At 57.7% G+C, this 12,349-nt stretch carries 9 protein-coding genes; 6 read left to right on the forward strand and 3 right to left on the reverse strand.

Features of this window, described 5'->3' with window-relative positions:
• Positions 1-151 precede the first annotated feature (151 nt).
• On the forward strand, positions 152-793 hold the full coding sequence (locus AO353_RS26850) for a DUF1345 domain-containing protein (protein ID WP_054597701.1): 642 nt from the start codon (positions 152-154) through the stop codon (positions 791-793).
• Positions 794-826: 33 nt separating this feature from the next.
• Here AO353_RS26850 and AO353_RS26855 read toward each other — a convergent pair whose 3' ends face one another.
• Positions 827-3,079, reverse strand: coding sequence for an autotransporter outer membrane beta-barrel domain-containing protein (locus AO353_RS26855; RefSeq protein ID WP_158246526.1), 2,253 nt, complete (start codon positions 3,077-3,079; stop codon positions 827-829).
• A gap of 298 nt (positions 3,080-3,377) precedes the next feature.
• A complete protein-coding gene (locus AO353_RS26860) occupies positions 3,378-5,420 on the reverse strand; it encodes a hypothetical protein (protein WP_054597702.1) in 2,043 nt (680 codons plus the stop codon).
• A gap of 285 nt (positions 5,421-5,705) precedes the next feature.
• Between AO353_RS26860 and AO353_RS26865 the strand changes: the two genes are divergently transcribed.
• From AO353_RS26865 to AO353_RS26885, 5 genes are all read left to right on the forward strand, one after another.
• Positions 5,706-6,725 (forward strand): LacI family DNA-binding transcriptional regulator, encoded by a 1,020-nt coding sequence (locus AO353_RS26865; RefSeq protein WP_102667276.1) that lies wholly within the window; start codon positions 5,706-5,708, stop codon positions 6,723-6,725.
• Between the two features lie 198 nt (positions 6,726-6,923).
• Positions 6,924-7,706: a sugar phosphate isomerase/epimerase family protein gene (locus tag AO353_RS26870; protein ID WP_054597703.1), complete on the forward strand. Its 783-nt coding sequence runs from the start codon at positions 6,924-6,926 to the stop codon at positions 7,704-7,706.
• On the forward strand, positions 7,699-8,679 hold the full coding sequence (locus tag AO353_RS26875; protein WP_054597704.1) for a sugar kinase: 981 nt from the start codon (positions 7,699-7,701) through the stop codon (positions 8,677-8,679). The genes AO353_RS26870 and AO353_RS26875 overlap by 8 nt, the downstream gene beginning before the upstream one ends.
• A 53-nt stretch (positions 8,680-8,732) precedes the next feature.
• Entirely contained in the window at positions 8,733-10,031 is a 1,299-nt protein-coding gene (locus tag AO353_RS26880; protein WP_054597705.1) for an MFS transporter, read from the forward strand.
• Positions 10,032-10,052: 21 nt separating this feature from the next.
• A complete protein-coding gene (locus AO353_RS26885) occupies positions 10,053-11,039 on the forward strand; it encodes an NAD(P)-dependent oxidoreductase (RefSeq protein WP_054597706.1) in 987 nt (328 codons plus the stop codon).
• Between the two features lie 83 nt (positions 11,040-11,122).
• Here AO353_RS26885 and AO353_RS26890 read toward each other — a convergent pair whose 3' ends face one another.
• Positions 11,123-12,310: a pyridoxal phosphate-dependent aminotransferase gene (locus tag AO353_RS26890; protein WP_054597707.1), complete on the reverse strand. Its 1,188-nt coding sequence runs from the start codon at positions 12,308-12,310 to the stop codon at positions 11,123-11,125.
• Between the last annotated feature and the right edge of the window lie 39 nt (positions 12,311-12,349).

A 12,349-nucleotide genomic window follows, 5' to 3' on the forward strand; every position in this document is an offset into this window, starting at 1 on the left:
GCGAAGCGGTCCCAATATCAGCAGCCGCTATCCGCCAGATAAAACTCATAGACTGGTTTACAACCGCTGCGCGGCCGAGCGGGAGCAAGCTCCCTCGCCACAATGGACCGCGCTGCGCTATGGTGGTTAAAACCCGTCCTATCGAGTGACCATGCCACACCTCCTGCGCACCCACCCTCGCCTGACCGCCGCCGCCCTGCTGGGGGTGACGGTCAGCCTCCTGGCTCCGGCCAGTTCGATCATCAGCAAAATCCTTATTGGCTGGAATGCCGGCGTCTGGACCTATCTGGTACTGATGCTCTGGCTCACCATCCGCGCGCGGGCCGATGATGTAAAACGTATCGCCGAAGTCGAAGATGAAAACGCCGGCATGGTACTGCTCATCGTCTGTATCGCGGCGATTGCCAGCCTCGCCACCATCACCCTGGAGTTGGTCGGCAGCAAGGATCTGGAGACCAGCCGACGGCTATTGCATTACGGCTTCACCGGGATGACGGTGATCGGTTCATGGTTGTTGGTCGGGGTGATCTTCAGCGTGCACTACGCTCGGCTGTTCTACACCTGGGACGGCAAGGAGCCGGCGCTGCGCTTTGCCGAAGGCTTGAAAAACCCCAACTATTGGGACTTCCTGTATTTCTCGTTCACCATCGGCGTGGCCGTGCAAACCGCCGATGTCGGGGTGGCCACACGCAGTTTGCGCAAGATCGTGCTGGCCCAGTCACTGATCGGCTTTCTGTTTAACACGGCCATCCTGGGGTTTTCGATCAACATTGCCGCGGGGTTGTTCAGTTGACCACGGATTGGGCGATCCGCAATCAATCGCCCCTTAAAACTTGAACTGCACGCCCAGCGTCCCGCCAATCGGCATTTCGATGTTCTTGCCGTTCATATACTCGAACTCGGCGTGTGCACTCCAGCGGTCGGTCAGCTTCACGGCAACCCCCGTCGCCACTTCCAGGCGCGACCCGGAGAGTTTATGTTTAAACCGAGTGTCGTTGACCTTGAACTCATTGCTTGCGGAAAACTCATGCGCCAGCGTTGCACGGACATAAGGCTGCAGTGCGCTGCCGTTCTTCATCTGCAAGTCACGACCCGCCGTTACCCCAACCTTGCCCAGCAATGAATAGGTCCCGTCGCCCTCGACTTCCATGCCGTTATCCAGACCATAATTCTTGCCCTGAATGTAGGCGGTCGACCACCGAGTGGAGGGCTCGATGAAATATCCGTTGCGGAGTTCGATTTTCCGACCCGCCTCCACAGACGCACTCACGGCGGTATTACCGTAATCCCCCTTGGACTTTTCCCCATCACTCATCGCAACATCAGCCTTGCTCTCCAAGCGATTGAGCTTGAGAGTGCTATCGATGTAATACCCCTGCTCACCCAACCAGGTCAGGTAGCTGCCCAGGAAGTAGCTGTCGACGGTGGCCGAACTGCCATGGTTCAGAGCGAGGTCCGATTGGCTATAACCAGCCATCACCCCCAGCATCCACCGACTGTCGCCCAACGGTGTATCGACACCCAACGCAAAACCCTTCTGCGTTTGCTGAAAGCTATTGCCGTAGTCCCCATTGACGTTGTACTTGCTGCCAAAAGCGCGGCTCCAGGCCCCCGACTTGCCGGGGTTGAAGCGCACTTCACCCATGCGCGTGCGTAGCGAGGCGTCTTCGCCGTATAACACGGTGAGCGGTGCACCAAACAAGGCACTGACGACCTGAGTGGAGGGGCTGACGGTGAGCTTGCTCGGGTCGAGGAACCAGTTTTTACCGGTTGTATCCTGAGTCAGCCCATAGGAATACGTCCCCAGATCGACCGTACCATCGGCATTGGCCAACTTGAACTGAGCATCGCCACCTTGTGTGTGCACCACAGTGATCGGCTCGCCACTGGCCGGATCGACACCGCTGCTGGTGATCAGCAGTCGATGATCGCCGGTAGCGGTGCCGGTGACGTTCAACAAATCAGTCTCACCCGTGGTGAAATGGGTGCGCATGAGGAACAGGCCGTCGCCCGACAGGTTGGTTACATCCAGTTGCTTGTAGTCATTGCCATGATCGGCACCAAACCTGACAGTGCCCTCTGTGTGCAGGTCACCGACCTGGCTGTTGCCGGTCATGGTCCATTCGGATTGACGATCGATGCCGACCGTGGCCACGTTCTCCAGGCGCCCGGTCAATAGAGAACCTTGCTGCAACTGAACATTCGCTGTACTACCCGACTCGGCGATCACGTCACCGGTCAGCGAGCCTTGCTTGAAAGTCAGGTTCGCGATGCTGTTGCCGGCCACTTGAGCATTGCCGTTCAGTGCGCTGTTGCCGACGTTCATGTTGACCAACGCCTTTCCCGTCACGTCCAGAATGATGCCGTTACCGCCGTTGAGAGTGGAACCGTTGAGAATATCGATCTGTGTCGGGGTGCTGTCCTTACTGGCGTAATCGACAAGGATCGCCGAACCCGATCCACCGACCACACTCGATTTGTTCAGAACCACTGTATTAGGTTGAGAAACAACATTGGGATCCAGCCCGAGGATCAAGCCATTCTGGCCGCCGATGATATGGCTGCCATTGCTGGCAGTAACGCTGCCATTGGTCAACCGAAGTCCGTAACTCGTGGTGCCAGTGCCTTGCAGCGTAGAGTTCGAAAGATTCAGAGCACTAAGGCCGGTGACCCACGCCCCGCCCGTCACGCCAGTGATCGTGCTGCCGCTCACCGTTGCTGTAGAGCCGATGTCGCCGCCCGCATTGCGGGCGATGCGCATACCCAATTGGTTACTGTTGATCGTACTGTCAGTAATGATCGCGACGCTGTCGACCAGTACGATTGCCGTATTGCCGTCAGCAGCGTTGACTGTCGTATTGACCAGATTGACCGTCGAGCCTTGGCGGGCTGAAATTTGTTGTGTCGTGCCTGCATTGACATTGAGCGTCGACCTGATTGCGTCTATAGCAAAAGTCGACATACCGTCGACCGTCAACTTGGCGCCGCTGTAAAGCTGCCAATCCCGGGTCACCCCCGGCGCACTGATTGTAAGGCTGGTGCCGTCCAGGCGCTGGGCGCTGGCATCGGGCGCGATCATCGACATAAGGACCAGTGATGACATATTGAGCCCGATGACAACCGGGCTCAGATTAAATAGTTGCGTTAACGACATAGTGAGGTATCCAGGTAATTATCCTTCCTTGAAGGAAAGATCCGGTAATTAGACAAGGGAGTTCTCGTCCCGGAATCCGCGGGAGACTACGTGCGTAAACGATTCGCGTATGTAGGACTTTTCATCAGTTCAATCAGACTTTTCCCTCTGATGAGTCAGAGTATAAAAAACAGAGAGAGGTGCTGGCCTCTCTCTTTTTTTCGGTCAGCTTTGATTGATGTGCTTATCTATCTTCACAATATACGCGAGAAGCCAAAAACCTTGCTTCACGCAAGAACACAAGTGACGACGTGGGTGTACCCTCAACTGGTGTTGTGTACCAGCATTTGAAAGCACCATTATCTTGTCCAGACGCGAAGCTCGGCTGAATCGGTTTCAGCTTATCCAAATAGGTTCGGACATACACTACAAACTTGTCATCGATCTCATTGCCCTGAATCGTGTACTGCTCTGAGAACTCGGTACCAACGATGACCTCATGGCCCTCCCGATCTATTGTGCCTACGGAGTGCACCGTAACAACCGTGTCTTTCGGCATCCAGAGCTTGTTGATAGGGATAGTCACTGCCAGCCGCTGATATAGGTCTTTCGCCGGCGTGCCCGGTGGCGCACTGTTTTTGACACTATTACAGTTAATGACATATTTTTGGACGCCATTGTCCATGACCGGAAAGGTTTCTGCCGACGGCTCTGAAAATTCGACTATCGCGGCATCAACGGTAACCTTAGTGATTTCCGACATCAGAATATTGGCACTACCATTGACCCGAATAGCCCAACAGGCGTCCTTGATACCCGTACCAGCGCTATCAATATCGGCTGCAGGTATATCGTATGTAAGCTCTGTCTCGTCACCGATCAATCCCTTCGAATAAATATCTATCCCATCGTACCGGAGTATAGCAATTTCATCGGTCATTATCGAAAAGAGCGGATCGCTCATCGGTGTACTGATGGTGACCGTCTTTCCACGATCCGTGCCGATGATATGATTCAATGTATCGGATTCCCCTTTAAGCCCGACATTGATCATCTTCGGATTGGTCAAGCTCGGGTAATCGGGGTGCGGCAGGCCGGCGATCGACCCATCAAAAGTGAACGGGTAATCAGCCGATGGAGTCGGAGACTCAATCCCTCGTATTAACTGGTAAGAAAGTTTCGTGGGAATCGGTTGATCACGATGGCCCGCCAGTTGTTTCAGTTCCAGATAGGAGAGCAGAAACCGCATCGGGTTCGGCTCGGCGCCTACGGTTTTCTCCGCCACTGGAATAGTGCCATTCAGAAGCAGCCGAATTTTGTCTGTAGCAAGAGCGTGGTCAGGATGTTTTACGTAAACATAAATTTTGAATTGAAGCGTTTTTAGATCAAGCACCCCATTTTTTCCGACGATGGGCATATCGAGCTCATGCAATACCGGTTTCACTTGCAACTTCACCGGAATAGAGACAGGAAATGAAACCTTACTTTCGTTGCCAGCCCTATCCGTAATTAAGATATTCACATAAATGGTGCCATCCTTCGAAACTTTATCTGCAAATTTATCAAGCGGGATATCCACCCGTCCATCAACAGCTAACACGCCGGTAAATACCAGATCCGCAAGAGGGGCGTCTGCCCCTGGCTCGGCATTGGAGATCGCTGCCGAAAACACATCACTTCCAGAATAAAATTGATACTCGGTGTCAATCTTTACTTTGAGAGGCAATTCTTTTTCAAGCCACGGTGTGTCAATGAGATCGGGCGCATCAATAATGATAACTTTAGGAGGTCGAATGAAGGTACCGTCAAGCTTGCTTCGGTAAGGCCCGTGGAGATCAATGTTGATATGGAGATCATCTGTAAACAGTTCATTGCCGCTCCTGCCATCAACGATTTCCAACGTCACGTAATAACGAGTTACCGATTCAAGCTCTTCATCGTCAAGCAGGTACTCTTTCGGCAGAGGCAAGTCTACAGGATAGTCCGTTTCAGCCTTAGGCAAATCAATAAGCCCCCCAACATAAACCGGAGCTTCAGATCCGCTTTTATATAAATACACTCTGGCCTTATCACCCTCATGGTATTCATTCAGCTTCACCACCGAAATCTTCAGGTCGTTATCCAGAAGTTTGGCAGGCAGTAATCCGTCATCCAACATCCCTTCAATCCTAGGGGCCGGATGCTTTTCATCCGCATTTGGCAAACTGAAAAAGCGGCTCTTGTCACGAGCCTTCTCGGCAATTTGTTGGTTGGTCAGTTTCGATGTCAGCTTTTCATTAGCAGTCATTTCACGTTCTCCATCACAGTTGAATTGATGCGCGCCCGAACAGGCGATGTTGGGGATCGTTCTTCAATAACAGGCGGTGACCTGTTATGCCTGCAAGAAATTAAACGCCCTATCCCCAACACCGGCTACTGTCAGATCTGACAGGTCTGAAGACCGCCTGTCGGTTAAATCCGACTTTTCCTACAACTTCCTTCGCCGATGAACTTGACGTTCACCCGCGCTTGGTGTTTTCTGAAACCGGTTTCAGCAGCAGCCACCACAACTCAAACAACAAGGCTTCACACCGTGACTACTTTTTCCGCCGCCCAGCGCGGTCGCGTCACCATGCTCGATGTTGCCGAGCACGCCAGGGTCTCCAAGGCCAGCGTGTCGCGTTTTATTGGCGAAGACCGCGCCTTGCTGTCCGAGGCCACTGCCAAGCGCATCGAGCACGCGATCAACGAACTGGGCTATCGTCCGAACCAGATGGCTCGCGGTTTGAAACGCGGGCGTACCCGTCTGATCGGCATGCTGGTGGCCGATATCCGTAACCCCTATTCGATTGCCGTGATGCATGGCGTGGAAACCGCCTGCCGTCAGCACGGCTACAGCCTGGTGGTGTGCAACACCGACCGCGACGATGAGCAGGAACGCCAGCATCTGGCGGCACTGCGCTCGTACAACATCGAAGGCTTGATCGTGAACACCCTCGGCCATCACCTTGATGAGCTGCGCGAGCTGCACCGTGAACTGCCAATGGTGCTGGTGGATCGCAAGGTCGATCTGCTGGACAGCGACCTGGTCGGGCTGAACAACCCGGCAGCGGTCGAGATGGCGCTGGATCATCTTGAAGCACGCGGCTATCGCGACATTGTGTTGCTCAGCGAACCCTTCGACGGCACCAGCTCACGGATTGAGCGGGTGAACAGCTTCAAGGCGCAGATCGAGCGACGCACGCTGCTGAGCGGTGCGGTGGTTGAGACCGGCAGCGAACTGAACGCACAGCTGAAATCCTTCCTGGCCACCCCCGGCCCCGGTCCGAAAGCGCTGTTTTGCGCCAACGGTATTGCCGCGTTGGCCGGCACCCGCGCCTTGCGCGAGTTGGGTTGCAGGCTGTTTGAAGACATCGGCTTGATCGCCCTCGATGACCTCGACTGGTACCCGCTGGTGGGCAGCGGTATTACTGCCCTCGCCCAACCAACCGCAGAGATTGGCGCGAGCGCGTTCGAGTGTTTGCTCAAGCGCTTGCGCGGCGATGCCGGGCCGGCGCGGACCCTGGATTTTGCGGCGCGGCTGATTGAGCGTGGGTCGACACGGCCGCGCTGAAACTTTGTGGCGAGGGAGCTTGCTCCCGCTGGATTGCGAAGCGGCCCTAAACGGCTGACTGCGTTGTATCAGGCATAACCCATGTGCTGGTTTACGGCTGCTCCGCAGCCGAGCGGGAGCAAGCTCCCTCGCCACAGGTTGTGAATGGCAGCAAAAAAATTTGAACAAAAATGAAACCGGTTTCAGAGGTGCAAAACAATGAATAAACCACCCGTTTCCATCAGCCTTTCCAGCTACGGCGCCGAACTGGTTCGCCAGCGTGGGCAGTTGAGCTTTGTCGAGTTGCTGGCCGCTGCCGGCGCTGATCGCATTGAACTGCGTGAAGAACTGCTCACCGATGAAGTGCCGGCGCAAGTGGCTGCGGCCATCGAACACAGCGGCTTGGGTTGCGTGTTTTCCTCACCGCTGGAACTGTGGCTCGCCGGGCAAGAGCAGCCCCATCCAGAATTGCCCGACACCTTAAGGCGAGCCCGGGCGTTTGGCGCCAAGTGGCTGAAAGTCTCGCTGGGTGAATTCACCGACACTCACTCTCTGTCGGCGCTGGCCCGCTACTTGTCCCAAAGCCCGGTGCAGTTGCTGGTGGAGAATGACCAGACCTTGCAGGGTGGACGCATCGAGCCGTTCCAACGGTTTTTCAGCGCAGTTGAAGCGCATGCGCTGCCAGTGCAGATGACCTTCGATATCGGCAACTGGCAATGGCAGGACCAATCCGCCGCCAGCGCCGCACACCTGCTGGGCCGGCACGTCGGCTATGTGCATTGCAAAGCGGTCCGTCGCCGTGCCGACGGCAAGCTGGTCGCCATACCGCCCTCGCTTGATGATTTGCACGAATGGGCACAGCACCTGCAGCACATGCCCCAAGGGGTGATGCGGGCGGTGGAATATCCGTTGCAAGGTGCCGACCTGGTGCAGTTGACCGCCGAGCATGTCGCCACCCTCGCCCGCCTGGGTCAAGTACGGCTGGAGAGTGCTCATGTCTGAGATCGATATTCTGTCGTTTGGCGAAACCATGGCGATGTTTGTCGCCGAACAGAGCGGTGATCTGGCCGACGTTACGCAGTTCCACAAGCGCATCGCCGGTGCCGACAGTAATGTCGCGATTGGCCTGTCGCGATTGGGGTTCAAGGTGTCCTGGCTGAGCCGGGTCGGTGCGGATTCGCTGGGCCGGTTTGTGGTCGACACCCTGGAACAGGAAGGTCTGGATTGTCGTTTCGTCGAGACCGATCACGCACACCCAACCGGTTTCCAGCTAAAGTCGCGTGCCGACGATGGCAGCGACCCTCACGTCGAATACTTCCGCCGGGGTTCGGCGGCCAGTCTTCTGTCCGTGCAGTCGATCGTGCCTGAACAGCTTGAAGCCCGACATCTGCACGCTACCGGCATTGTGCCGGCGCTGTCCGAGTCGGCGCGGCAGATGTCTTTCGAATTGATGACGCGCATGCGTCAGGCCGGGCGCAGCGTCTCGTTCGACCCCAACCTGCGCCCGACGCTGTGGGGCAGCGAACAGCAGATGATCGGCGAAATCAATCGCCTCGCCGCCTTGGCCCATTGGGTGCTGCCGGGCTTGAGCGAGGGACGCTTGCTCAGCGGCTTCGAGGACCCGGCCGACATTGCGGCGTTTTATCTGGATCAGGGCGCCGAGGCGGTGGTGATCAAACTCGGCCCTGACGGCGCCTATTACCGCACCCAACACGATCAGGGTTTTGTACCCGGTGTGCCCGTGACCACCGTGGTGGACACGGTGGGTGCCGGCGATGGTTTTGCGGTCGGGATGATCAGCGCCCTGCTGGAGAACCTCAGTGTCCCGGACGCCGTACAGCGCGCCAACTGGATTGGCAGCCGCGCGGTGCAGAGCCGTGGGGATATGGAAGGTTTGCCCAAGCGCAGTGAATTGCCCCATGGACTCACCCATCGTTCCCACGCAGAGCATGGGAACGAGATCAATCGTTACTGATGTTTTGAACCGTTACCTGTTGCGACAAAAACAACAAGCTCAGGAGCACTACCATGCAAACGCTGAACCTCGCCACCCGCCGCTGGTGGTACATCATGCCGATGGTGTTTATCACCTACAGCCTGGCGTATCTGGACCGCGCCAACTACGGTTTTGCCGCCGCCTCCGGGATGGCCGCCGACCTGATGATCACACCGGGGCTGTCCTCGCTGCTCGGTGCGCTGTTCTTTCTCGGGTACTTTTTCTTCCAGGTGCCGGGGGCGATCTACGCGCAAAAGCACAGCGTGAAGAAACTGATCTTCGTCAGCCTGATCCTCTGGGGTGGCCTTGCCACGTTGACCGGCATCGTCTCCAACGCCTACATGCTGGTCGCCATCCGTTTCCTGCTGGGGGTGGTCGAAGCCGCCGTGATGCCGGCGATGCTGGTTTACCTGTGCCACTGGTTCACTCGCGCCGAACGCTCGCGAGCCAATACGTTTCTGATTCTCGGCAACCCGGTGACCATGCTCTGGATGTCGGTGGTGTCGGGGTATCTGGTGGAGCATTTCAGCTGGCGCTGGATGTTTATCGTCGAAGGGTTACCGGCGGTGCTCTGGGCATTTATCTGGTGGCGCCTGGCCGACGATCGTCCTGCCGACGCCAAGTGGCTGAGCAACCAGCAGAAGCAAGACTTGCAAAGCGCCCTGGCCGCTGAACAGGTCGGGATCAAAGCGGTGAAAAACTACGCCGAAGCGTTCCGTTCCCCCAAAGTGATCATCCTGGCCTTGCAGTTTTTCTGCTGGAGCATCGGCGTCTACGGGTTTGTGCTGTGGCTGCCGTCGATCCTCAAACACGGTGCGCAGATGAACATGATCGAAGCCGGCTGGCTGTCGGCGCTGCCGTATCTGGCGGCGGTGATTGCGATGCTCGGGGTGTCCTGGGGTTCGGACCGGATTCAGCGGCGCAAACGGTTTGTCTGGCCGCCGTTGTTAATTGCCTCCATCGCGTTTTACGCCTCCTATGCCCTTGGCGCTGAACACTTCTGGTGGTCCTACGCGCTGCTGGTGATTGCCGGCGCCTGTATGTACGCCCCTTACGGACCATTCTTTGCCATCGTCCCGGAGATCCTGCCAGTCAACGTCGCCGGCGGTGCCATGGCGCTGATCAACAGCATGGGCGCCCTTGGCTCGTTCGGCGGGTCGTATCTGGTCGGCTATTTGAACAGTTCCACCGGCTCGCCCGGCGCCTCTTACCTGCTGATGAGCGCGGCCTTGATGCTCTCGGTAGTGCTGACGATTTTCCTCAAGCCCGGCGCCAGCGACCGGGCCCAACCCTCGCGTGCAACGGCCCGGCCCGTAGCGGCACATTCCTGAATTGAACAAGAGACTGATCGGATGAAAAAGCAGGTCGTGCTGTACAAAAAACTCTCTGCGCCACTCATGGCTCGCTTGCACGAACAGGCCGAGGTGACGCTGATCGACAGCCTTGACGCCGAGGGCCTGAAACGCTTGCGCGAAGCGCTGCCCTCGGCCCACGGTCTGCTGGGTGCCAGCCTGAAGCTGGACGCCGAACTGCTCGACCTGGCGCCACGCTTGGAGGCCATTGCCAGCGTCTCGGTCGGCGTCGACAACTACGACATCGACTACCTGAACCGCCGACAGATCCTGCTCAGCAATACCCCGGACGTGTTGACCGAAACCACCGCCGACACCGGTTTTGCGCTGATTCTGGCGACGGCCCGGCGTGTGGTCGAGTTGGCCAATCTGGTGCGCGCCGGACAATGGAACCGCAACATCGGCCCGGCGCATTTCGGCACCGATGTACATGGCAAGACCTTGGGCATTATCGGCATGGGCCGCATCGGCGAGGCGTTGGCCCAGCGTGGGCATTTCGGTTTCGGGATGCCGATTCTCTATCACAGCCATAGCGTGAAACCCGCGGTGGAGCAACGCTTCAACGCGCAGTACCGCAGCCTTCCAGCGCTGCTGCAGCAGGCCGATTTCATCTGCCTGACATTACCGCTGACCGCTGAAACCGAAGGATTGATCGGTGCCGAGCAGTTTGCACTGATGCGCCCGGAGAGTATTTTTATCAATATCTCCCGAGGCAAAGTGGTCGATGAAACGGCGTTGATCGAAGCGTTGCGCCAAGGGCAGATTCGTGCGGCGGGGCTGGATGTGTTCGAGCGTGAACCGCTGGCCTACGACTCGCCGTTGTTGCAGTTGAACAACGTGGTGGCGACTCCGCACATCGGTTCTGCAACCCACGAAACCCGCGAAGCCATGGCCCGCTGTGCGGTTGACAACCTGCTGGCGGCACTGGCCGGTGAGCGCCCGGCGAATCTGGTGAATGGCCAGGTCTGGGAGACACAAAACCTGTAGGAGCACGGCTTGCCGGCGATGGCGATCTTGCGGGCGCCATCGCGGGCAAGCCTTGCTCCTACGAATTAGGAGGTGGTACCGCGTCAGCTCCGGTGGGCTTTCAGCAGCTCCGTTGCACAGTGCACAATCCGGCGGCAGGCTTCGGCCAGCCGCTGTTGGTCGAGCACCAGGCCAATGCGGATATGCCCCGCCGCACTCGGCCCGAACGCTTCGCCGGCGAGCACCGACACGGCATAACCTTCCAGCAGTTTTTCGGCGAATGCCTGCGCACCGACCCCGGTCTGGCGCACATCGACCATCACGAACATCCCGCCATCCGGAATCACCGGGCTGATGCCCGGGCAGTCGCCCAGGCGCGCGCACACCAGATCACGCCGCGCACGGTATTCGTTGCGCATCAGCGCAAGCTCCGGCAAATCAGCCTCCAGTGCCACCCGCGCTGCGTTCTGCACGAAGTCGGGAATGCCAAAGAGCATGCACAGCGAAAGGTTCTCCAGGTGTTCAGTCAAGCGTTTCGGGCCGATCACCCAACCGACTCGCCAGCCAGTCATGGCGTGAGATTTCGACAGACTGTTCACGGTCGCCGTACGCTCGGCCATCCCCGGCAGGCTGGCCGGACTGATGTGCTCACCCTCATATAACAGTTCGCTGTAGACCTCATCGCTGATCAGCCACAAGTCATGCTTGACGCACAAACGCGCCAAGGCCTGCCAGATCGCCAGCGACAGGCTTGCCCCGGAAGGATTGTTCGGACTGTTGAGCAGAATGGCGCGCGTCCTGGGAGTGATCCGTGCGGCGATGTCCGTCGGGTCAACGCGAAATCCGTTTTCCGGTCGCACCGCGATGGGTACCACCTTCGCCCCGCAGGCACCGAACACGCCTTCATAGGTCACGTACATCGGTTCGGCGACCAGCACTTCGTCACCCGGGTCGAGCAGGCATTGCACCACCGAATACACCGCACACTGCGCGCCCGGCAGCACCAGCACATGATCGGCATCGACCACCTGCCCGCTGCGCCGGGTGTGACGACGGGCGATGCTGGTGCGCAGCGACCGCGTGCCGCGTACCTCCGAATAATGCGTATCACCGGCCAGCAAGCTGTCGATGGCCGCCTGGACGATCGGTTTTGGCGTATCGAAATCCGGGTCGCCGACCGACAGCAGCAGGACATCGACGCCCTGCTCGCGCAATTCCAGCGCTCGGTAGTGAATCTGCCAGGCGTCGGCTCCGTCACCGGCGATTCGTTGGGTCAAGGCTGAATAGCGCATGTACTTCTCCTGTCGCGCGAACTCCACATTCAACCCTAT

The sequence above is a fragment of the Pseudomonas fluorescens genome (assembly GCF_001307155.1).
Taxonomy (GTDB): domain Bacteria; phylum Pseudomonadota; class Gammaproteobacteria; order Pseudomonadales; family Pseudomonadaceae; genus Aquipseudomonas; species Aquipseudomonas helvetica.